Here is a 21,536-nt window from a genome sequence, read left to right as displayed (position 1 = left end):
GCAAAAGCATGGCAAAGCCAGAAAGGGCGCATCGAAATGGCCAAACAACCCCGCGCATGGCAGAGAATGCTGTCGGGCCGCAGGCTGGATCTGCTGGATCCCACACCGGTCGATATCGAGATCGAGGATATCGCGCATGGTCTGGCCTTTGTCGCCCGCTGGAACGGTCAAACACGGGGCGATTTTGCGTATTCGGTGGCTGAGCATTCCTTGCTCGTCGAAGACATCTTTGGACGGATCGTTCCCGGGGCGCCGATCAAATGGCGTTTGGCCGCCCTGCTGCATGACGCCCCGGAATACGTGATTGGTGACATGATTTCGCCGGTGAAGGCATCGGTCGGGCCGGGATATGGCGAACTGGACGCCAGGCTGACAGCCGCCATTCACATCCGGTTTGGCCTGCCCGCAGCAATTCCAGCAACCGTGAAGCGCCAGATAAAAAAGGCAGACCGGGTCAGTGCATGGATGGAGGCGATACGGATCGCCGGGTTTTCCGAAAGCGAGGCGACAAAATTCTTTGGTCGCCCTGATGCGGCTTTGATCGATGGGTTCGACATTCATTTGCGCCCCCCAGTCGAGGTGCGCAACGCGTTTACAGCCCGGCATGAGGCGCTTTTGAAGCAAATGGGCTAGAGGCTATTCTGCTGCTTTCAATGCGCGTTTTGCTTGCCTTGCCGCCCGTTTACGTTTGCGAACGAATTCGGGGCTTTCTACGAATTTGTCGGTATCAAGCCCCTTGTCGGTCAGGATCTTTTTACGCTGATCGTCTGTCAGTACCGGCCAGTTCAGCCCTTCGCGCACGAACCCGTCTGCGCCCAGCGCCTGACCGATCATGGCGTGATCAAGCTCACCGAACGAATGGCGATCGGACTTGCCTGTGTTCGCCTTCAGCCATTCGGTCCGCAGCGCGTTGATGATCAACGGCTCGCGTCCGCAAAAGCTGGCGATGTTATTGGACAGGTGCGTGTTGGCCCCAGAGGTGCGGCGCAGGATCATCGCCACGGGCTGATCGGGTGTCCCAACCATGGCGTAAAGGTGCAGGGCCGATCCATCCGCAGCGATCACCTTTTTGGCCGCCTTGTAGTGGGCGACTTGGGTGCGCAGATCGTGGTTTTGCGGGTGAAAGATCTCGTACCCTTCAGCGCGCAGAAGGTCTTCCAAGTGTTCTTCGCCCAACAACCCGCCTTTGCCAAGGCCAAGTTTTGAGCGTGAGATATAGATTTTCTCGGGGCCTTCGGGCTTGATATCCTTGGCGAATGCTTTGTGGGCTGCATCGCGGAACTTGCCCGTCCCGGACGCGATTTTGCCAAGGCCAAACCCCTGACCGGGCACCACGAGTTCTTCGACCTGGGTCGGGTCCGTGAGCACCCGGATCGGCAGGTCCGGCGACATCATATGAATGAAATCAGACTGAAATCCGTGGACCGTATCGCCAACTTTGGGTCGCTTGGGCATGAACAGGATCCCGTCGACAGGTTTGTCGAGGTATTCCAGCCCCCAAAGACGCGAAGTGCTTTCCACCAGAAAATGGCCGAAATGCACCCACAGCACACCACCCCAAAGCCAGCGCCCCTCGAGGGTTTCAACAACTTTTGCCGGCGGTTTCGGTTCGGTGGTGATCGGACGATAGCGACGCCAAAGCGCGCCGTGCGGACAATAGGCCCCTTCAGCGTCCAGAACGCCGCCTTCCTGAACAAAACCGCTTTCGATGGGCGGGACCACGGTCGCACCCGACAGAGTCACAATTTCCTCTGACCAGCCACCTTCCGGCCAAGGCTGCACATCAGGGCCAAATGACTGTTCTTCAGCCATGCGCAGGTCCCCCTAGCGCGGGCTGCGTTTGGCCAGAATCCGCTGCAAGGTGCGCCGATGCATATTCAGACGCCTTGCGGTTTCGCTCACATTGCGGTCGCATAACTCGTAAACCCTTTGGATATGTTCCCAACGCACGCGGTCCGCGCTCATCGGGTTTTCCGGCGGTGGCGGCAGTTCGTCGGGCATGGCCAACAATGCGTTGGTGATGTCCGTCGCATCCGCCGGTTTGGAGAGGTAATCCGTGGCACCGATCTTGACCGCAGCAACGGCAGTTGCAATCGCGCCGTAGCCGGTCAGAACAACAACGCGGCTGTCAGGGCGTTTTTCACGCAGCACTTCGACCACATCCAGCCCGTTGCCGTCTTCCAAACGAAGATCAACGACCGCAAAGGCGGGTGGCCTTGCAGTTGCGATGGCACGACCGGCAGCGACGGAAGACGCTGTTTCAATCTCGAACCCGCGCTTTTCCATCGCCTTTGCAAGTCGTCGCAAAAACGGTTCATCATCATCAACCAGCAACAGCGACTTGTCAGGTCCGATTTCTCGCAGGGCAGGTTCGGCCATACGTACTCCTCCGCAGCGTAGTGTTTATTTATTGTTATCAGTGCGGGCGAGTATTCACGACGCAAGTTAAAACGTCAAACAAGACTGTTACATGTTCTTGATAAAGCATTCGACGCTGTCGGCCATTTCTTCGGGCGTCGTGCCCCGCTTGTAGTATTCGACAAAGCCCTGTTCGGGCAAAACCAGGTAGCTGAAAGTCGAATGATCGACCAGATAAAACCCGTCTTCTTCTGGATGGGCTTTGTAGTAGGTCTTGTAGGCCTTGCTGGCAGCCTTGACCTGTTCAGGCGATCCGGTCAGCCCGATCATGCGGTCATGGTGGTTATAGGCGAAATCGCCAACAACCTCGGGCGTGTCGCGGTTCGGGTCGATGGAAATGAAAACCGGCGTCACGGTCATCCCGCGGTCTTCCAGAATTTCGACAGCTTCGACATTGCGTGAATTATCCAACGGGCAGACATCGGGACAAAATGTATATCCGAAATACAGAATTGACGGCTCGGTGATTACGTCCTTGTCAGTCACGGTTTCGCCCTTGGCATTGATCAGTTCAAATGGTCCGCCAATCTGGCTTGTCCCTCCGGCGATCTGGCTGGCCCGGCACTGGGCAAACTGGTCGGCGTCACCCGCAGGACGCGAAACGTACCAAATGCCGCCGAGTACGGCGGCAACAACGAGTGCGGCGGCGATAGCAATTAGTCTGGTCATGGCAAGCCCGGATATGCGAGGGATGTTGAAGGTTTCCTGCAGGACACCTAACAATTCAGCCAGCCGTTGCAACTGACTCGGGATACTTATGTCAGAATCCACCTTTGGTTTTTTGCGGGATGAAGAGCGCAGCTCGTGGATCCGCCTTCGCACACTGATCCTGCTGCGTTGGGTCGCCATCGCAGGTCAGATAACCGCCATCACCGTCGCGCAGCGGATGTATCACCTCCAGCTTGAGCTGGGCCTGTGTTACCTGGCGATCGGCGTGTCGGTGATCGGCAACCTTGTCGCGATCTTCGTGTTCCCGGAAAACAAACGACTGTCCGAGTTCGAGAACTTCCTGATGGTGCTGTTTGACCTGCTGCAGCTGGCGTTCCTGATTTACCTGACCGGAGGGCTGCACAACCCGTTCGCTTTGCTTTTGCTGGGGCCCGTGGTTATTTCCGCCAACGTGATGGGGCTCAGGCCGACGATGTTCATCGGTGGAACCGCGATCATCCTTGTCACCCTGTTGGCCGAATACCACCTGCCGCTGCGCACCGAACAGGGGTTTATCCTGCGGATCCCGGATGTGTTCGTCTTCGGAAACTGGGCTGCCATCATTATCGCCGTCGTGTTCATGGGCGCGTATTCACAACGGATCAGTTCTGAAATGCGTTCGATGGCGCAGGCTTTGGCGGCCACCCATATGGCGCTTTCGAGGGAGCAGAAACTCACCGATCTTGGCGGAGTTGTTGCCGCTGCAGCCCATGAACTGGGCACGCCGCTGGCCACCATAAAACTGACCAGCGCCGAATTGATGGAAGAGCTTGATGACAGGCCGGAGCTGCGCGAAGACGCCGCGCTGATCCGCCAACAAGCTGATCGTTGCCGCGATATCCTGCGTGACATGGGGCGCGCCGGAAAGGACGATCTTCACCTGAGACAAGCCCCTCTCAGCACCATTGTGCATGAGGCCGCCGAGCCACACACGCATCGCGGCAAATACGTACATTTCGACGAAGGCCCGGCCGATGGTGGCGAAATGCAGCAACCTTCCGTGTTGCGGAAACCGGAAATTATCCACGGCCTGCGCAATCTGGTTCAGAATGGCGTGGATTTTGCCCGCGCCAATGTCTGGGTCGAATCAATGTGGACTGACGACATGATTGCAGTTCGGATTATTGATGACGGGCGGGGATATCCGCCCCAGATGATTGGCCGGATCGGCGATCCGTTCATGCGGCGACGGCGCACGGAATCCGACCGCAAAGCACGACCAGAGTACGAGGGCATGGGTCTTGGATTGTTCATCGCCAAAACGCTGCTTGAGCGCACTGGTGCGCAGCTGACCTTTGTCAACGGATCGGATCCATACCAGACCATTTCGACCCGGGCCGAACAGCGCGGTGCCATTGTTCAGGTTGTCTGGGATCGCAGTCTGATCGATGCGCAACACGGCGAAAATGCGATTCCTGTCGGACTGAACCAGCCGTTCGAGGCTTGAATTTACGCCAGAGATTAAACTTCCGTTAACTCCGGCCCTGCCAAAGTGGCAGACAGTGACAACGGGGCCGCGATCATGGAGTTTCTTTCGCTTTCGGACTTAGCCATACTTGCGGTGATCTGCATTGGATCATCGGTTGCAGCGGTGCTTTGGCTTTCGCCGCGCAGGCCCCCGGCACCGCAAATTCGCGCCTCTGCCCTGACGTCTGACATGGTCTTTCTGTTCGACGGCGTTGACCTGATCGATGCAACAACCGCCGGGCATCGCATGTTGGAGTCTGGCAAGGACCCGGCAGACTGGACAACGCTGCGGCGCAAGTTGATGCAGAACTTTCCTGGCTTTCCCGCCGATCCCGACGATATCCGTATCAAAGGCCGGATCCTGATTCCCGCGATTGACACCAAGCTGGCCAAGGACGCGATCTGCGAATGGATCGATGGCATAGCGCGTGTAGAATTGCGGAAGAACCGCGCGGAGACAGACACGGCGTTTTCGCCCGAGCTTGAGATTTTGAGGGTGGCGATGGACTCAGCCCCTTACCCTGTCTGGCGCGCCGATGCCCAAGGCAACGTCCATTGGTGCAACGCGGCCTATGCCGCGCTGGCCAGCAGGATCCACGGCAAAGGGTCTGATACGACCACATCGCTTTTCAAACTTACCCAAGACGCGCAGGACAAAGGCCTGAAAAGGCGAGTGTCGATCCCTGATCCGACGTGCGACAAGAAGCTGTGGTATGATGTAACCGTGGTGGAGCAGCCCGAAGGGTTTCTGTGCTACGCCGTTGATATCAACGCGGTCGTCGATGCCGAAATCGCCCAGCGCAACTTTGTTCAGACCCTGGCCAAGACCTTTGCACAATTATCGATCGGGTTGGCGATCTTTGACCGGAACCGGCAGCTAGCCCTGTTCAATCCGGCGCTGATCGACCTGACCTCCCTGCCGGCCGACTTTCTGAGTGCCCGGCCCAACCTGTTGACCTTCTTTGACCGGCTTCGCGATCGAAGCATGATGCCCGAGCCAAAGAACTATCGCTCGTGGCGCGACCGAATGACGGGATTGGTCGAAGCTGCCGCCGTCGGCAACTATCAGGAAACATGGACCTTACCATCCGGGTCTGTGTACTCGGTCAGCGGGCGACCACATCCTGACGGTGCCGTCGCCTTTCTGTTCGAAGATATAACTGCAGAAATCACCCTGACGCGGCGGTTCCGGTCTGAGCTGGAGCTGGGTCAGTCCGTGATGGATACTCTGGATGACGCCATCGTTGTGTTTTCTCCGGACGGGGCGCTGGCCTTTTCGAATGAGGCCTACAACCAGATGTGGGAGGTCGACCCGGACCGCAGTTTCGCTCAGGTTACCGTTGTCGATGCCACCCGCAGCTGGCAGGATCGCTGTATTGCAACGCCGCTGTGGGGTGAGATCCGCGACTTTGTCGACAGCCGGGAAAACCGGGCCGGTTGGTGGGCTGAAGCACATCGGCGCACCGGCGATATGCTGGTGTGCACGATCCACCCGATTCCCAGCGGCGCAACTATGGTCAGCTTCCGCCGCCAGCGCGACACGCCATCTAAAGGCCCGCCCGGTCAAAAGACCTTGGCCGGGGACGTCTGAACCGCCTTGCAGCCCGCGTGTAGCGGGGTCATGTTGGCGGCATGACGACGACACCCGTGACATTGACGCTGACCTCACCCGACGACACGGCAGCATTGGCCCAGACGCTTGGACGCGCCCTTGGGGCCGGGGATTGCCTGCTGCTGAACGGGCCGATTGGCGCTGGAAAGACGCATTTTTCCCGGCATCTGATCCAGTCTCGCCTGGATACCCCAGAAGACGTGCCTTCGCCGACATTTACCCTGGTCCAGACATATCAGGCTGGCACTGCCGAAATCTGGCATGCTGACCTCTATCGGTTGAGTTCGGTCGATGAGGTCGAAGAACTGGGCCTGAGCGAAGCGTTTGAGACAGCGATTTGCCTTGTAGAGTGGCCCGAAAAGCTGGGCCCTCTGACGCCCCGAAACGCACTGACCCTTACTTTTCAGCCAGACCCGGCAGATGAAGAAACCCGGATTTTGACGCTTGGCTGGACCGACCCGAAATGGACCCCGATCGTAAAGGCTCTTCCCAAATGACCATTAACCGCGACGTGGTCGCAACCGCGCTTCTTGCCTGCACGCCCTGGGCCAATGCCGAACGCCGCCCTCTGGCTGGGGATGCATCGAACCGCAGATACGAACGCCTGACCGATCCGGACACAGGCAAGACAGCCGTTCTGATGGACGCGCCCCCGGAAAAGGGAGAAGACGTTCGTCCCTTCGTTAAGGTCGCCGCCTATTTGCGGGATCAGGGCCTGAGTGCCCCGGAGATTTATGCTGAGGACGCCGATCACGGCTTTCTTCTGCTCGAAGATCTGGGCGATGCGCTGTTTGCGCGTGTGATCCCCGAGCATCCCGAACTGGAAACCACGCTTTACGAGTCGGCAACAGACTTGCTGGTTGCGTTGTATGATGCGCCCACCCCGCGGCTTGACAGTTATGGCCCCAGCCTGATGGCAGAACTCGCCAGTCTGGCTTTCACCAAATATGCAGCCGGGATCACCGGCAAGCAGAACCCCGAAATTGTCAGCCGCTTTCGCATTCGCTTTGAAACCCTGTTGCAGACTCTGACACAGGGTCGAAAAATGGTGGTCCAACGCGACTATCACGCCGAAAACCTGCTGTGGCTGCCCGACCGAGACGGCGTTGCGCGTGTCGGTCTTCTGGATTTTCAAGACGCCATGATCGGGCATCCGGCCTATGATCTGGTGTCGTTGCTGCAGGATATCCGCCGGGATGTGCCGGCTGGCGTCGAGCTTGCCATGATCACGCGGTTCATCGAAAAAACCGGGTTTGACGATCACGCCTTTCGCGTCGCCTATTCCGCCCTTGGCGCACAACGCAACCTGCGCATTCTTGGCGTTTTTGCGCGTCTGGGGATGGAGTATGGCAAACCCGATTATGTCGACATGATCCCCAAAGTCTGGGCGCATCTGATGCGCGACCTGGATCATCCCGCACTGGCCCCAATCGCCAGCATGGTCATTGATGCACTGCCGATGCCGTCGCGAGAGAACCTGCAAAAGCTAAAAGCAAAATGAGCGATCATCCCACGTCAGTCATGCTGTTTGCCGCTGGCTTCGGCACCCGCATGCGAGAGTTGACCCAAGATCGTCCCAAACCGATGATCGACGTTGCCGGGCGGCCTTTGATCGATCACGCGCTGGATCTGGCCCGGCAGGTCCACCCCAAACAGGTGGTGGCGAACCTGCATTACAAACCCGACATCCTTGCCGCCCACCTTGAGCCTTTGGGTGTTTTGTTGTCGCGGGAAGAGCCTGATATCCTTGATACCGGTGGCGGTTTGCGCGCGGCATTGCCGCTTTTGGGGAAAGGGCCGGTTTTCACGATGAACACCGATGCAATCTGGGCCGGGCCAAATCCACTGGACCTGCTTCGCCAAGCCTGGGATCCGGCCCGGATGGACGCGCTTTTAATGTGCGTGCCAGTCGCACAAACCGTGGGCCGCGTCGGAGCCGGAGATTTTTCGGTCGACGATCAGGGGCGGATAAGCCGAGGGCCGGATGTGGTTTATGGCGGTGTTCAGATCCTGAAAACCGATGCGCTGCCGGATTTTGACCAGCCCGCGTTTTCGCTAAACCTGCTTTGGAACCAGATGGAGAAAGAGGGTCGCCTGTTCGCCGCGACCTATCCCGGACGTTGGTGCGATGTTGGTCATCCAGAAGGGATCAGCATGGCCGAAAACCTTCTGAATGCCGCCAATGTTTGACTCTGGCGATGCCGCGCGGGTCTTTGCTGTTCCGCCCGGCGTGGATTTCCCAAACGCGTTGATCGAGGGTCTGGTCAACCGCCTGAGCGGCCATCCCCCCGAGGCAATGGCTCGGCTCGAACTGGTGGTGAACACCCGCCGGATGGCCCGTCGCATCCGCGATATTTTCGATGCCGGGCCGCCGCGTCTGTTGCCGCAGATCTCGCTTTTGACCGACCTTGGCGAAAAGGCCGCGTTTGACCGTTTACCCCCCGCCATCCCGCCCTTGCGACGGCGACTGGAACTGACCCAGCTGGTTGCGCGTTTGCTGGATCAGCAACCCGATCTGGCGGCGCGATCGTCGCTGTTTGATCTGGCCGACAGCCTTGCCGACCTGATCGACGAAATGCAGGGCGAAGGGGTTCCGGCGCAAGTGATCCGGGATCTGGATGTTAGTGATCTGTCAGGGCACTGGGCACGTGCGCAGACGTTCATCAACATTGCCGACACATTCATCGAAACCGATCATGACAATCTGGATGCCCAGGCCCGACAGCGTAAAGTCGTCGAGAGTCTGATCGAGCGATGGCAGGCAGAACCGCCCCAACATCCTGTCATTCTTGCCGGGTCTACCGGATCGCGCGGGACCACGTTGATGCTGATGGAGGCGATTGCCCGTCTGCCGCAGGGTGCAGTCGTGCTGCCGGGTTTTGATTTCGACCAGCCTGATGCGGTTTGGCACAGTCTGGGCGATGCGCTTTTGTCGGAAGATCACCCTCAGTTCCGGTTTTGGAAACTGATGCGGGCGCTTGATCTGACGCCGGGCGATGTCATGCCCTGGACCGAAACCCTGGCCCCGGCCCCTGCCCGCAACCGGCTGATATCGCTTGCCTTGCGCCCAGCACCTGTAACCGATGCCTGGATGACAGAGGGGCCGCATCTGACCGATCTGGACACCGCCGTGTCGGGCGTGACCCTGATCGAGGCGCCCTCGCCCCGGGCTGAGGCGCTGGCCATCGCCTTGCGTCTGCGTGAAGCCGCCGAAACCGGCCAAACCGCCGCGTTGATCACGCCTGACCGGATGTTGACCCGGCAAGTCAGCGCCGCTTTGGATCGTTGGGATATTGTGGCCGATGACAGCGCCGGTCAGCCGCTGCACCTGTCACCTCCGGGGCGGTTTTTGCGTCATGTCGCTGGATTGTTCACCCAGAAGCTGTCTGGTGAAATGCTGTTGACGCTGCTCAAGCACCCGCTGTGCCACAGCGGTGCCGGTCGCAACGACCACTTGCTGCACACCCGGGACCTGGAGTTGGACCTGCGTCGCAACGGCCCGCCCTATCCCGATCCGGATAGCATCACAGCATTCACCGTCCGCTGCAAAACCACCCCTCCCGAGGATTGGATCGGCTGGCTTGCGACGCATTTCTGCGATCAACACGTCCTTGATGCTTTGCCTCTGGCAGATTGGGTAAGCCGTCTGCGCACCCTGGCCGAACAGATCGCTGCGGGAAGTCTGGAAACGGGCAGCGGCGGTCTGTGGGACAAGAATGCTGGACAAAAAGCATTGTCTGTCATGACCTCGCTTGAAGACGAAGCTCGGTATGGCGGCGAGATGTCCGCCCATGATTTCGCCGATCTGCTGGGTGCCTTGTTGTCCGGCGAAGAGGTGCGCGACCGCGATGCACCGATTGGCAATATCATGATCTGGGGGACGTTAGAGGCGAGGGTTCAGGGCGCTGATCTGTTGATCCTTGGCGGTCTGAACGAAGGCAGTTGGCCCGAACCAGCGCGCCCTGATCCCTGGCTGAACCGTCAGATGCGCGACCGTGCCGGGTTGTTGTTGCCAGAGCGGCGCATCGGGTTGTCGGCGCATGATTTTCAGCAGGCCGTGGCTGCGCCCGAGGTTTGGCTGACACGAGCGACACGGTCGGAAGACGCTGAAACCGTCGCGTCAAGGTGGCTGAACCGTTTGACCAACCTTCTTGAGGGCCTGCCAGACCAAAACGGCCCCGGCGTGCTGGCCGATATGCGCGCACGCGGAGAAACCTGGCTGAGTTGGGCGGGTGCGCTGGAAGACATCACACCGACAACGCCTGCTGTACGCCCTGCACCACGCCCGCCAGTTGACGCGCGACCGCGCAGATTGCGGGTGACAGACATAAAACGCCTGATCCGCGACCCTTACGCCATCTATGCCCGCGATGTTCTGAAGCTTCGCGCGCTTGACCCGCTGGTGCAATCGGCAGACGCCTTGCTGCGTGGCAATGTCGTGCATGATGTGCTTGAGGCGTTCATCAAGGCGGTACGCGACGGCACCGCGACGCTTGAGCGGGATGTTTTTCTGACCATGGCGCGCGAAGAGCTGGAAAAACAGGTCCCCTGGCCAACCGCCCGCGTTCTGTGGCTGGCCCGTTTAGAGCGCGTCGCAAGCGACTTTCTGTCTGCTGAACGCCGCCGCCATGACGATGGTGGCCCGGCGCGATTTGAACAATCCGCCAAACTGACCCTCACAGATCCAGATTTCGAAATCGTTGGCCGCGCAGATCGTATCGACCGGGCACTGGATGGCGCGCTCAGGATCTATGACTATAAAACCGGCGCTCCTCCTACCCGGGATCAACAGGCCAAGTTCGACAAGCAATTGCTAATCGAAGCGGCCATGGCCGAACAAGGCGGGTTCGGTGACCTGGCCGCCGCACCCGTGTCCGAGGCCATTTTTCTGGGTGTCGGCACCAGTTACAGAGAGGTTCCGGCACCCTTGAATGACGAACCGCCGACGAAGGTGCTGGCCGATCTGACGCAGCTTTTGGCGGCGTATCTGGATCCGGAACAAGGCTTCACCTCGCGCCGGATGCTGCACAAGGACACTGATATCGGTGACTATGACCAGCTTGCGCGATTTGGTGAATGGGATCGCAGTGCCGAGCCTGTGCCGGAGGATATGGAATGAGCCGCCGCAGCGAAGCCACCGAACGTCAGGTTCAGGCGGCCAGCCCGAACGATTCGACCTGGCTGGCGGCGAATGCAGGGTCAGGAAAGACCCGGGTTCTGACCGACCGGGTCGCCCGGCTGTTGCTGAATGACGTGCAACCGCAGCACATCTTGTGCCTGACCTATACCAAGGCTGCCGCCAGCGAGATGCAGAACAGGCTGTTCAAGCGGCTTGGCGCCTGGGCGATGCTGGGCGATGATCTGTTGCGGCAAGCGTTGGATGATCTGGGCGTTCCGGGGCCAATTGCCGATGAAAAGCTGGCTCATGCGCGAACCCTGTTCGCCCGCGCCATCGAAACACCGGGCGGGCTGAAAATCCAGACGATCCATTCGTTCTGCTCGTCGCTTTTGCGCCGCTTCCCGCTTGAGGCCGGTGTAAGCCCGCAGTTTTCCGAGATGGAAGATCGGGCTGCTGCCTTGCTGCGCGCGGAGATTGTCGAAGGTTTTTCGGACGGAAAAGAGGCCGGTCTTATCGAGGCGATCGCGCGATACACCACCGATACCGGTTTGGAAGATCTGACGGCTGCGATTACCCAAAAACGACAAGCGTTTGCAGGTCATCCGGGGTGGTCTGATCTTTTGGGTGTGTTCAATCTGCCAGACGGGTATGATGAAGCAAGACTTGAGGCTGAGGTTTTTCTGGGTGGCGAGACCGAGCTTTTGGCCGACCTTAGCACGGTGTTGGCTGGTGGCAAATCCACCGACCAGAAAGCCGCGCGTGCCCTGTCTGTGGTGAATCGGCCCTCGCACAATGACCTTGATGTGTTGGAAAAGGTGTTCCTGACCGGAGCCAGCGCTAAGTCGCCCTTTGCTGCCAAGATCGGATCATTCCCGACCAAAGCGCTTCAGGCCGATCACCCCGATCTTATGGCAAGGTTAGAGCCGTTGATGTTACGGGTCGAAGACGCGCGTCCGCGTCGATTGGGGCTGGAAGCGGCCCGCAAATCGCTGGCTTTGCATCGTTTTGCCGGGGCTTTCCTGCCAGAATACGAACGTCGCAAGCAGTTGCGCGGGTGGCTGGATTTCGATGACCTGATCCTGAAGGCGCGACAGCTGTTGAACGATCCCGGTGTTGCCGCTTGGGTGTTGTACCGGTTGGACGGCGGGATTGATCATATTCTTGTGGACGAAGCACAAGACACCAGCCCGGATCAGTGGGACGTGGTTGAAAAACTGGCACAGGAGTTCACCAGCGGTCTTGGAGCACGACCGGATGCGGAACGTACGATTTTTGTGGTCGGTGACAAGAAACAGTCGATCTATTCGTTTCAGGGGGCGGACCCCGATGCCTTTGACCGCATGCAGAATGAATTTGGTGCCCGGCTAAAGGATTCGGGTCGAAGCCTAGAGGACCTCACATTGGAGTTCTCATTCCGGTCATCCGACGCGATCCTGCGACTGGTAGATCTGGTGTTTGAGGGTCGTGAACAGGCCGGGTTTCGCAAGGATGCAATTCACCGTGCCTTTAAGTCTGACCTGCCTGGGCGTGTTGATCTGTGGCCTGTGGTTGAAAAGGTTGATGATGAAGACGACCGTCATTGGACGGATCCCGTCGACCGGCCCAGCGCCCGCCACCATGCGGTGATCTTGGCCGAACAGATCGCTCAGGGCATTCGCCGCATGATCGACGATGAAGAAACGATACCTGAAGATGGGAACACACCGGGGACGTTTGTGCGCCGAAAGGTCCAGCCCGGTGACGTTCTGATCCTGGTTCAGCGTCGGTCCGATCTGTTTTCCGAGATCATTCGCGCTTGTAAGCAAGCCAAGCTGCCTATCGCGGGGGCCGACCGGTTGAAGGTTGGCGCAGAGTTGGCGGTGCGGGATCTTGCTGCGCTGTTACGATTTCTAGCGACGCCGGAAGATGACCTTTCACTCGCAACTGTCCTGAAATCGCCACTGTTTGGCTGGACTGAGCAGGATCTTTATACGCTCGCTCAGGGTCGTGAGGAACGGTATTTGTGGCAGTCTTTGCGTGGTCGCGTTGAAACCTATCCCGATACGTTGGGCTTCCTGAATGACCTGCGCGGACAAACCGATTTTCTGCGCCCCTATGACCTGATCGAGCGTATCCTGACCCGTCATGATGGTCGCCGCCGCTTGCTGGCGCGGTTGGGGCCAGAGGCCGAAGACGGGATCAATGCGCTGCTGTCACAGGCTCTGGCTTATGAACGCTCGGATATTCCCAGTCTGACCGGCTTTCTGGTCTGGATGGAAACCGACGACCTTGAAATCAAACGTCAGATGGGCAGTGCCGGTAACATGATCCGGGTGATGACAGTCCATGGGGCCAAGGGCCTCGAGGCGCCAATCGTCATCCTGCCGGACACGGGTAAACGCCGTGCCCCACGGGACGATGAGATCATGCTGGCCAGTGACACCGCTTTGTGGCGCACCGCATCGGACCGAATGCCGCCGGTCCTGACCGAAGCCCGCGATGCTGCCCGAGACAAGCAAATGAACGAACGCCTTCGGCTGCTATATGTGGCTCTGACCCGGGCGGAAAAATGGTTGATTGTGGCTGCCGCCGGGGATTTGGATAAATCCGGAGACAGTTGGTATCAGATGACCGAAGCCGCAATGCGCCAAGGAGGGGCGGTGGATCAGGAGTTTGCGACAGGGGTTGGACTGCGTCTGCAGCATGGTGACTGGAGCGCGCCAGACCTTGTCACAACGCATCAGGACGTTCGCCATAGAGTCGCTTTGCCAGTGTATTTTCGCCACGCGGTTGAACCGGGTATTCCGGTTCCGGCAACGGTCAGCCCGTCGGAATTGGGTGGTGCCAAGGCGCTTCCCGGCGACGCAGGTCAGGATGAGGACGCCGCGAAACTGCGTGGCACACGGGTGCATCTGCTGTTGGAACACCTCCCGGCCATGCCGCCGTCAGAGTGGTCGGGTCTTGTAGATCGTCTGCTTCCAGACTGCGACACCGATGTGCGCGTTGATTTGCAGAACGAGGCACAGAGGGTTCTCACGGACCCGGAGTTCAGTCACGTTTTCTCACCCGAGGCGTTGGCCGAAGTACCGATAACAGCAACCCTCCGACACCAGCGCATTCATGGGGTGATCGACCGTTTGATCGTGACCGATGACAGCGTTCTGGCCATCGATTTCAAAACCAACGCGACGGTTCCAGCCCGCGCCGAGGACACACCGGATGGTCTGTTACGTCAAATGGGCGCTTATGCCGAAGCGCTTCGCCAGATCTATCCCGATAGGTCGGTGGAGGTTGCGATCTTGTGGACTCGGGACTCGGTTCTGATGCGATTACCGCACGATCTTGTGACAGGGGCGTTGCTTCGCGCTAGATCTCTTGACGATGTCCATGGGTCTACTTAGGTTCGTGATCCAACAAAGATGACATTCCGGGAGACAGGCCAATGGCCACCGTTGCAGTTACCGACGCCACGTTCGATGAAGAAGTGAAGAATTCCGAAGTCCCCGTTGTGGTGGATTTCTGGGCCGAGTGGTGCGGCCCGTGCAAACAGATCGGCCCGGCTCTGGAAGAGCTTTCGGCTGAATACGGCGACAAAGTCAAAATCGCCAAGGTCGACGTTGACAGCAACCCGAACGCCGCCGCCGCCATGGGCGTGCGCGGTATCCCGGCGCTGTTCATTTTCAAAGACGGTGAGGTTGTTTCGAACCGCGCTGGCGCTGCGCCGAAGGCCGCGCTGCAAAGCTGGATCGACGAAGCGATCTGATTTCAGATCATTCTCTAAGTTTCAAAAGGGCGTCCTATTGCGGGCGCCCTTTTTACACGGGCCACCCTGCCCTTTCGAAGGCCGCACGGATCTGATCTGTCGCCTCATCCCGGCCAGCATTGATCGACATACGCTGCCAGAACCAGTGAATGAACCCGGCATAATCCGGTGCCATGTCCGGCGCTGTCCTGATGGCCTGTGCAGCGCCTATCTTGGTTACGTCCGCCGCTATGTGATGAAAGTCTGACTGCCCGAACAGAACGGCTGGTTTGCCAAAAAAGAATCCGTTGAAGGCAGCGCTTGAGTTCTGGGTGACGACATAATCGCATCTTTCCAACAGATCCTCCATCCCGCCAAGTTGCAGGGTCAGCCGAGCATTGCCGGCCTCAAGCTTTTCCAGCTCTGCTAGTTCAAGCGCGTCATAGGTTTCTTTCGGGTGCAGGGCGGCGATCACCGGGCGATGCGGCTCGTGTTTAAGAACCTCACGCAACATCTGGATAGGCGAACACGATTGAAACGATCGGTGATCTAGCAAGCGGCCCTGCAACGGCACATAGACAAATCCGTCGCGCCGTGTTCGGGCCGGAACGTCGCCAAACAGACGTTTTTGCCAGAAACGATAGAACCGGCCGGCTTCCTTGCTCGTGACATCGTCTGCCGGAAACTCTGTGCGGGCGACCCGCCAGTCCCAGCGCTTTGCCGTGTGTTCAATCGCCCAGAATGGATAATGATACACGCGCCGGATCGTCAGCGCCCGATCATGCGTCGGGTCATCCATGTGAAACAGCGCAAACCCGCCAAGGCTTGCCGACTTTTGGCGGGCCTCGATAGAGTTTTTCAGAAATTCTACCTGATACCCTGAGTTCTCGGCCACCAGTCTGATTTTATTTATGAAATTGTGCTTTCCATCCTGTGCACTTTGCCGCAAATCATCGTCGAGATAAAATCTTAGGATGCGAGGTTCAGCCATTTCGGCAGGCTAGACGCGCCGGTGGAACAGAGCAAGATGCTGCCCTTGTGCCTTTGGGTCGCGGCCTCCATATAGAGCGGAACGAAAACGGAGGCGGACATGAGCAAAGACAGCTTTCCCGGCTGGCACGGCACGACGATCATCGGGGTCCGCAAGGGCGGCATTGTGGTGATTGCAGGCGACGGTCAGGTGTCGTTGGGCGATACCGTGATCAAGGGCACAGCCCGAAAAGTGCGCAAGATCAGCCCCGGCGGATTTGATGTGGTTGCCGGGTTTGCCGGATCAACCGCAGATGCGTTCACGCTGCTCGAACGGTTAGAGGCCAAGTTGGAAGCAACCCCAGGCCAACTGGCGCGGGCAAGTGTTGAATTGGCCAAAGACTGGCGAACCGACAAATATCTGCAAAAGCTGGAAGCCATGCTGATTGTCAGTGACGGCAAAGACATCTTTGTGATCACCGGCGCGGGCGATGTTCTTGAGCCCGAACATGACGTGGCTGCCATTGGATCTGGTGGAAACTATGCCCTGGCCGCCGCGCGCGCGATGATGGACACAGAGAAATCCGCAGAAGGCGTCGCACGCGATGCGATGGCGATCGCGGCGGATATCTGCGTCTACACCAATGGCAACCTGACCATCGAAACCATCTCAGGATAAGTACTCGACACGAGCTCCTGGACCTTCAAAAGGACCGAACATGACAGACCTCACCCCTCGGGAAATCGTCTCGGAACTGGACCGGTTCATCATCGGTCAGAACGATGCAAAGCGTGCTGTGGCTGTTGCTTTGCGTAACCGGTGGCGGCGCAAGCAGTTATCTGATGATCTGCGAGACGAGGTTTATCCAAAAAACATTCTTATGATCGGGCCCACCGGTGTTGGTAAGACTGAAATCAGCCGCCGGTTGGCCAAGCTGGCGCGCGCGCCGTTCATCAAGGTCGAAGCGACCAAATTCACTGAAGTTGGGTATGTTGGACGGGACGTTGAGCAGATCATTCGCGATCTGGTCGACAATGCCATCGCCCAAACCCGCGAGCACATGCGGGATGAAGTCAGGGCGAATGCCCGCGAGGCTGCTGAAGACCGTGTTCTGGCCGTCATCGCCGGTGAAAACGCGCGTGAAGCAACGCTGGACATGTTCCGCAAGAAGCTGAAGTCGGGCGAACTGGACGATACGATGATCGAATTGGACATCGCAGATACGTCCAACCCGATGCCTATGATGGACGTTCCCGGTCAGCCCGGATCATCGATGGGAATGATGAACCTGGGCGATATTTTCGGCAAAGCCTTTGGCGGACGTACCGTTCGGCGCAAGATGACCGTGGCGGAAAGCTATGACATCCTGATCGGCGAAGAAGCTGATAAATTGCTGGACGATGAAACGATTGCCCGCACTGCCATGGAAGCGGTTGAGCAAAACGGCATCGTGTTTCTGGACGAGATAGACAAAGTCTGTGCCCGAAAGGAAGCGCGCGGCGGCGATGTCAGTCGCGAAGGCGTGCAGCGCGATTTGCTGCCCTTGATCGAAGGCACTACGGTCAGCACCAAACATGGCCCTGTAAAGACAGACCATATCCTGTTCATCGCATCGGGTGCGTTCCACATCGCAAAACCGTCTGATCTGTTGCCTGAGCTGCAGGGTCGCTTGCCGATCCGGGTTGAGCTGCGCGCGTTGACGGAAGAAGACTTTGTGCGGATCCTGACCGAAACCGACAATGCGCTGACCCTGCAGTATACTGCGTTAATGGGCACCGAAGAGGTCACCGTCAGTTTCACAGAAGATGGCATTGCCGCGCTGGCCAAGATAGCCGCCGACGTGAACCAGACTATCGAGAACATCGGCGCGCGTCGGCTTTACACGGTGATGGAGCGGGTGTTCGAAGAGTTGTCTTTCACAGCTCCAGACCGTTCAGGCGACGAGATCACGGTTGATGCCGGTTTTGTTGACGCAAACCTTGGCGAACTGACCCGATCGGCGGATCTGAGCCGGTACGTCCTCTAGACAGTCTGCCCATTTCGGATAGGCTTTTCTTAACGAGTATCGGAGCGTGTAATGCGTTTTATCGCAGTGTTTTGTATGGTTGCGCTGCTTGGGTCGTGTACCGACCGCTCGTATACACCGATCACACCACAAGCCTTGGATATCGGAACGCCCTTCACCGTCTTCACCGCCACGAACCGCGCAAAACAGGCCGATGGCAGCTATGGGTATGAGCGCACGACCAGCTTGCAGCTTTTGGAGCTGACTGTATCGATCCCACCTGACCGGATGGCGGGAGAGCTCGATTTCGCATATGCCAAACCCGAGCCTGAAACACAGTTTACACTGGCCGGGCAGACCGAATTCACCAGTTCAGATGCGTTCTTGAATCGGGTGCGTGAAACCCTGAAACAAGATCCCACAACCTCGGACGAAATCGTGCTTTTCGTTCACGGCTATAACACGACGCAGGCGGAAACTGCTTTTCGTGCGGCCCAATTTGCCTATGACGTCAATTTGCCAGGCGCTTTGATGATCTATTCCTGGCCAAGTCAGGGCAAACTTCTGGGATATGCGTATGACTCGGAAAGCATGTTGTTTGCGCGCGACGGGCTGGAAAAAGTCCTGCGACGGATCCGGGGGTCCGGTATCAAGAAACTTAACTTGATTGGCCATTCGATGGGGTCCGCGCTGATCATGGAAACGCTTCGTCAGATAGAAATCGAAGATCCGGGCTGGTCAAAGAGATCTATAAACGGCGTTGTTCTGATCTCACCCGATCTGGATGTCGATCTGTTCCACATTCAGATGGACCGGTTCGCCGAGGTGCCCGACCCATTCATTATCATGACGTCGGGCAAAGACCCCGTTCTGGGTCTCTCAGCGCTTCTTCGCGGGGACCGGGACAGAAAGAGATTGGGGAATATCAACAGCATCGACCAAATCGCGGATCTTCCGGTGCAAGTCGTTGATACGACGGCGTATTCAAAGTCAGCCAGCTCTCCGCATTTTGTTGCTGGGACCTCGCCAGCTTTGTTGGCGATTTTCGGTGAGGCGCAGCGTCTGGTTGACACGTTCGGCGACGAAAAAATCATTCGCGACAAACTGTTGCCCGGTGACGTGGTTCGCACTCAAAAAGCGACGGCCATACGCCTTACTACCCCTGTTCCCGCGGCTCCGGGCTAATCAGCGGGTACGTCGCAGGTAAACATAATACGCGCCATCGCCGCCGTGGCTGATATGCGCGCTTGAGATCTGGAGAACCGCCTGCGCCAGAGGTGGCATCCTGAGCCATTGTGGGACCTGGTGTTTCAAAACACCCCGTGGAGTCGGGATCGGGCCATCATCTGGCTTGGTTTTGCCTTTTCCCGTGATCACAAGAACCAGCCGGTGACCGGAGGCCTGCGCGCTAAGGATAAACCGGGTCAGTGCGGGGTGCGCCGTATCCACGCGCATGCCGTGCAGATCAATGCGCGCGTCTGGTTTCAGCTTACCGCGCTTCATCCGAGTGAATGCTTTGCGATCCATCTGAACTTTTGCCGATTCCAGGCTTTCGGCCAAAGCTGGTTTCAGGTCATGACGTACAGGGTGTGCCTTGGCAGTCTGTCCCAGACTGAAGGGTTCGACCCTAGGTTTCGGTGCTTTCACCGGTTTCGGCTTGGGCATCGGCAAAGGGCGCGCGTCTGAACTGCTGGTGCTTTCTGGATGCAGCCTTTCAGCCTTTTCGACCACCTTGCGCCACAAATCGATCTCGTCAGATGTCAGACGACGACGGGTCATCACATGCCCTCGGGCAAAAGGGCATAGGCCCTTTGGATCGGCATCAGGACCATCATCCGACCCGGATCACGCAACCGCCCGGCGGCTTGACCTGCCGCGTCCCCGGTTCCGTAAAATATGTCAGCACGTTGTGCGCCCTTAATCGCCGAGCCGGTATCTTGCGCGATCATAAGCCGCCGCATGGGGTCAGCTCCGTCTTTCTCAAGCCAAACCGGAGAGCCAAGGGTTGTATAGGCCGGATCAACCGCGACTGTGCGAAGCGTGCTGATCGGGCGGTTCATGGCACCCAGCGGACCGTCACGATCCTTGATGTGGCGGATTTCGCGAAAGAACACGTAGGATGGATTGTGAAAAAGCAACTCTTGGCCGGCAACGGGATTGCGGCGCACCCAGTTCTTGATGACCTGTGCGCTGACCTGATGCGCATTATAGATCCCGCGTCGAACCATTTCGACACCTATGGATCTATATGGTTGCCCGTTGGCCCCACCATACCCTACCCGCAAGGTCCGGCCATTTTGCAAACGAATTCGGCCAGACCCCTGAATTTGAAGGAAAAACAACTCCACAGGATCATCAACCCAGGCAATTTCCAGCCCACGGTTTTTCATGACGTCTGTGGTCAAAATTTCACGCCTGCTAAGCCATGCCCCCTTGGCCCGGGATTCTCGTGGCTGTTTGTAAAGTGGGTACCTGAACCGATCCGTCGGATAGCGGGACCCATCCAGTTCGGGTTCAAAATACCCGGTAAACAATGGATCTTTTCCGTCCCGGATCAGCACCGGCCGAAAGAACAACTCGAAGAAGGCCCGCGCGTTTTCGGGTTTCTGAGACTGTGCAACGGCGCATAGAGCGCTCCAATCCGGGTCGTCCATATCCATGCAGGTGATCAAAAATGCAGACAGGGCGGCCTGATGATCGTCAGCCGCCCAGCCATCCAGCTGATCGAAACTCAAGACCTCGTGGCTTGTTTCCGCCCCGGCCCCCGCAGCAGACATCATGGCACTCGCCAGAAACAGGGACCGAAGTGCGGCAATCATGCGTCCGTGGCGACCAGTATCCAGTTCGGGTCGTTGCTGGCCATGGTCCGAGCAAAGGTCCACGTGTCTTTTTGGCGTTTGATTGCTGTCGGGCTGCCTTCGATGATATCGCCACCGCGATCGCGGACCACCGATGTCAGTTCGCCAACGAAGCGAACCGAAAGTTCGGCAACGTTGGTGTCTTTGTCGAAATGTACGTCCGAGATCGACGTTTCGCGCACACCGACGAATTCAGCCTCGATGGTCAGGCCCTGGTCTTCGCGGGCAGATACGCCTGCGACAAAGCTGTCAAACACATCTTCGGCAAGAAACGGCTGGATTTCGTCAAGGTTTCCCTGTTCGAAGCCCATCAGGATCATTTCATAAGCACCACGTGCGCCTTGCACGAATTCGCCAAGCGAAAACGAGGGTTCTACCCGTTTCATTGCGGCCAGTTCCTGGGCCTGCGGGCTGTCTTCGGCGACATGATCCGTAATGTCGCGGTCGGGGCCGCCTTCGATGACTTCGAATTCGGGCCGTGACTGTTTCACGCCAGGCTGAGGAAGTGGTGGCTTTTCAAAGCCTTCGCGCGTTCCCAATACGTTTTTCAAACGCAAGATCAGGAAGACCGCGATACCGGCCAACACCAGAAGCGAGATCAGGGATGAGTTCATTTGGTCCTCAATATCAGAACATGGGCTTTGTATGGAGCGCCGTT

General features: G+C 58.1%; 19 protein-coding genes. 12 read left to right on the top strand and 7 right to left on the bottom strand.

Going from position 1 to position 21,536, the window contains the following annotated elements:
• Positions 1 to 36 precede the first annotated feature (36 nt).
• Positions 37 to 633, top strand: coding sequence for an HD domain-containing protein (locus FOY56_RS19070; protein WP_146347713.1), 597 nt, complete (start codon positions 37 to 39; stop codon positions 631 to 633).
• Positions 634 to 636: 3 nt separating this feature from the next.
• Here FOY56_RS19070 and FOY56_RS19065 read toward each other — a convergent pair whose 3' ends face one another.
• From FOY56_RS19065 to FOY56_RS19055, 3 genes are all read right to left on the bottom strand, one after another.
• On the bottom strand, positions 637 to 1,812 hold the full coding sequence (locus tag FOY56_RS19065; protein WP_146347712.1) for a glycosyltransferase 61 family protein: 1,176 nt from the start codon (positions 1,810 to 1,812) through the stop codon (positions 637 to 639).
• Positions 1,813 to 1,824: 12 nt separating this feature from the next.
• Entirely contained in the window at positions 1,825 to 2,379 is a 555-nt protein-coding gene (locus FOY56_RS19060) for an ActR/PrrA/RegA family redox response regulator transcription factor (RefSeq protein ID WP_146347710.1), read from the bottom strand.
• An 87-nt stretch (positions 2,380 to 2,466) separates the two neighbouring features.
• Entirely contained in the window at positions 2,467 to 3,087 is a 621-nt protein-coding gene (locus FOY56_RS19055; protein ID WP_146347708.1) for an SCO family protein, read from the bottom strand.
• Between the two features lie 88 nt (positions 3,088 to 3,175).
• On the opposite strand from FOY56_RS19055, the gene regB reads away from it, so the two are divergent.
• The 8 genes from regB to trxA are packed head-to-tail and all read left to right on the top strand — an operon-like array spanning position 3,176 to position 15,066.
• Entirely contained in the window at positions 3,176 to 4,573 is a 1,398-nt protein-coding gene (gene regB / locus FOY56_RS19050) for a sensor histidine kinase RegB (protein ID WP_146347706.1), read from the top strand.
• Between the two features lie 45 nt (positions 4,574 to 4,618).
• Entirely contained in the window at positions 4,619 to 6,184 is a 1,566-nt protein-coding gene (locus FOY56_RS19045) for a PAS-domain containing protein (RefSeq protein ID WP_246139533.1), read from the top strand.
• A gap of 41 nt (positions 6,185 to 6,225) precedes the next feature.
• Positions 6,226 to 6,702, top strand: a complete 477-nt coding sequence (tsaE, locus tag FOY56_RS19040) for a tRNA (adenosine(37)-N6)-threonylcarbamoyltransferase complex ATPase subunit type 1 TsaE (protein WP_146347704.1) — start codon at positions 6,226 to 6,228, stop codon at positions 6,700 to 6,702.
• The gene (locus tag FOY56_RS19035) at positions 6,699 to 7,706 is read left to right on the top strand and encodes an aminoglycoside phosphotransferase family protein (protein WP_146347702.1); all 1,008 of its coding nucleotides are present in this window, start codon (positions 6,699 to 6,701) and stop codon (positions 7,704 to 7,706) included. The genes tsaE and FOY56_RS19035 overlap by 4 nt, the downstream gene beginning before the upstream one ends.
• Positions 7,703 to 8,395, top strand: coding sequence for a nucleotidyltransferase family protein (locus tag FOY56_RS19030; RefSeq protein ID WP_146347700.1), 693 nt, complete (start codon positions 7,703 to 7,705; stop codon positions 8,393 to 8,395). Before FOY56_RS19035 ends, FOY56_RS19030 begins: the two co-directional genes overlap by 4 nt.
• A complete protein-coding gene (addB, locus tag FOY56_RS19025; RefSeq protein WP_146347698.1) occupies positions 8,388 to 11,324 on the top strand; it encodes a double-strand break repair protein AddB in 2,937 nt (978 codons plus the stop codon). The genes FOY56_RS19030 and addB overlap by 8 nt, the downstream gene beginning before the upstream one ends.
• A complete protein-coding gene (gene addA, locus FOY56_RS19020; protein ID WP_146347697.1) occupies positions 11,321 to 14,704 on the top strand; it encodes a double-strand break repair helicase AddA in 3,384 nt (1,127 codons plus the stop codon). Before addB ends, addA begins: the two co-directional genes overlap by 4 nt.
• Before the next feature lie 41 nt (positions 14,705 to 14,745).
• Positions 14,746 to 15,066 carry a thioredoxin gene (gene trxA / locus FOY56_RS19015; RefSeq protein WP_146347695.1) on the top strand — a complete coding sequence of 107 codons (321 nt, stop codon included), beginning with the start codon at positions 14,746 to 14,748 and terminating at the stop codon, positions 15,064 to 15,066.
• Positions 15,067 to 15,118: 52 nt separating this feature from the next.
• Here trxA and FOY56_RS19010 read toward each other — a convergent pair whose 3' ends face one another.
• Positions 15,119 to 15,940 (bottom strand): hypothetical protein, encoded by an 822-nt coding sequence (locus tag FOY56_RS19010; protein WP_246139532.1) that lies wholly within the window; start codon positions 15,938 to 15,940, stop codon positions 15,119 to 15,121.
• A 195-nt stretch (positions 15,941 to 16,135) separates the two neighbouring features.
• On the opposite strand from FOY56_RS19010, the gene hslV reads away from it, so the two are divergent.
• Genes hslV through FOY56_RS18995 form a run of 3 tightly spaced genes read left to right on the top strand, consistent with a single transcriptional unit; the run spans position 16,136 to position 19,205 of the window.
• On the top strand, positions 16,136 to 16,693 hold the full coding sequence (gene hslV, locus FOY56_RS19005) for an ATP-dependent protease subunit HslV (RefSeq protein ID WP_146347691.1): 558 nt from the start codon (positions 16,136 to 16,138) through the stop codon (positions 16,691 to 16,693).
• Positions 16,694 to 16,733: 40 nt separating this feature from the next.
• Positions 16,734 to 18,041: an ATP-dependent protease ATPase subunit HslU gene (gene hslU / locus FOY56_RS19000; RefSeq protein WP_146347690.1), complete on the top strand. Its 1,308-nt coding sequence runs from the start codon at positions 16,734 to 16,736 to the stop codon at positions 18,039 to 18,041.
• A 51-nt stretch (positions 18,042 to 18,092) separates the two neighbouring features.
• Positions 18,093 to 19,205 carry an alpha/beta hydrolase gene (locus FOY56_RS18995; protein ID WP_146347688.1) on the top strand — a complete coding sequence of 371 codons (1,113 nt, stop codon included), beginning with the start codon at positions 18,093 to 18,095 and terminating at the stop codon, positions 19,203 to 19,205.
• Here FOY56_RS18995 and FOY56_RS18990 read toward each other — a convergent pair whose 3' ends face one another.
• The 3 genes from FOY56_RS18990 to FOY56_RS18980 are packed head-to-tail and all read right to left on the bottom strand — an operon-like array spanning position 19,206 to position 21,492.
• The gene (locus FOY56_RS18990; protein WP_146347687.1) at positions 19,206 to 19,799 is read right to left on the bottom strand and encodes a Smr/MutS family protein; all 594 of its coding nucleotides are present in this window, start codon (positions 19,797 to 19,799) and stop codon (positions 19,206 to 19,208) included. It lies immediately after the preceding gene.
• Positions 19,799 to 20,839, bottom strand: a complete 1,041-nt coding sequence (mltA, locus tag FOY56_RS18985; protein WP_146347685.1) for a murein transglycosylase A — start codon at positions 20,837 to 20,839, stop codon at positions 19,799 to 19,801. The genes FOY56_RS18990 and mltA overlap by 1 nt, the downstream gene beginning before the upstream one ends.
• A complete protein-coding gene (locus FOY56_RS18980; protein WP_146347683.1) occupies positions 20,836 to 21,492 on the bottom strand; it encodes a Tim44/TimA family putative adaptor protein in 657 nt (218 codons plus the stop codon). Before FOY56_RS18980 ends, mltA begins: the two co-directional genes overlap by 4 nt.
• Positions 21,493 to 21,536: the final 44 nt, after the last annotated feature.

Origin of the sequence: Falsiphaeobacter marinintestinus (assembly GCF_007923355.1) — a bacterium.
In the GTDB taxonomy this organism is placed as follows: Bacteria; Pseudomonadota; Alphaproteobacteria; order Rhodobacterales; family Rhodobacteraceae; genus Phaeobacter_A; species Phaeobacter_A marinintestinus.
The sequence above is the reverse complement of the archived record's forward strand: the minus strand, read 5'-3'. Positions and strand labels throughout refer to the sequence as shown.

Excerpts from the sequence above, each read along its gene's own strand:
- FOY56_RS19060 (WP_146347710.1), bottom strand. The coding sequence starts at position 2,379 with ATGGCCGAACCTGCCCTGCGAGAAATCGGACCTGACAAGTCGCTGTTG.
- FOY56_RS18990 (WP_146347687.1), bottom strand. The coding sequence starts at position 19,799 with ATGACCCGTCGTCGTCTGACATCTGACGAGATCGATTTGTGGCGCAAG.
- FOY56_RS19055 (WP_146347708.1), bottom strand. The coding sequence starts at position 3,087 with ATGACCAGACTAATTGCTATCGCCGCCGCACTCGTTGTTGCCGCCGTA.
- trxA (WP_146347695.1), top strand. The coding sequence starts at position 14,746 with ATGGCCACCGTTGCAGTTACCGACGCCACGTTCGATGAAGAAGTGAAG.
- regB (WP_146347706.1), top strand. The coding sequence starts at position 3,176 with ATGTCAGAATCCACCTTTGGTTTTTTGCGGGATGAAGAGCGCAGCTCG.
- FOY56_RS19035 (WP_146347702.1), top strand. The coding sequence starts at position 6,699 with ATGACCATTAACCGCGACGTGGTCGCAACCGCGCTTCTTGCCTGCACG.
- FOY56_RS18995 (WP_146347688.1), top strand. The coding sequence starts at position 18,093 with ATGCGTTTTATCGCAGTGTTTTGTATGGTTGCGCTGCTTGGGTCGTGT.
- FOY56_RS18980 (WP_146347683.1), bottom strand. The coding sequence starts at position 21,492 with ATGAACTCATCCCTGATCTCGCTTCTGGTGTTGGCCGGTATCGCGGTC.
- addB (WP_146347698.1), top strand. The coding sequence starts at position 8,388 with ATGTTTGACTCTGGCGATGCCGCGCGGGTCTTTGCTGTTCCGCCCGGC.
- FOY56_RS19030 (WP_146347700.1), top strand. The coding sequence starts at position 7,703 with ATGAGCGATCATCCCACGTCAGTCATGCTGTTTGCCGCTGGCTTCGGC.
- addA (WP_146347697.1), top strand. The coding sequence starts at position 11,321 with ATGAGCCGCCGCAGCGAAGCCACCGAACGTCAGGTTCAGGCGGCCAGC.
- FOY56_RS19065 (WP_146347712.1), bottom strand. The coding sequence starts at position 1,812 with ATGGCTGAAGAACAGTCATTTGGCCCTGATGTGCAGCCTTGGCCGGAA.
- tsaE (WP_146347704.1), top strand. The coding sequence starts at position 6,226 with ATGACGACGACACCCGTGACATTGACGCTGACCTCACCCGACGACACG.
- hslV (WP_146347691.1), top strand. The coding sequence starts at position 16,136 with ATGAGCAAAGACAGCTTTCCCGGCTGGCACGGCACGACGATCATCGGG.
- mltA (WP_146347685.1), bottom strand. The coding sequence starts at position 20,839 with ATGATTGCCGCACTTCGGTCCCTGTTTCTGGCGAGTGCCATGATGTCT.
- hslU (WP_146347690.1), top strand. The coding sequence starts at position 16,734 with ATGACAGACCTCACCCCTCGGGAAATCGTCTCGGAACTGGACCGGTTC.
- FOY56_RS19070 (WP_146347713.1), top strand. The coding sequence starts at position 37 with ATGGCCAAACAACCCCGCGCATGGCAGAGAATGCTGTCGGGCCGCAGG.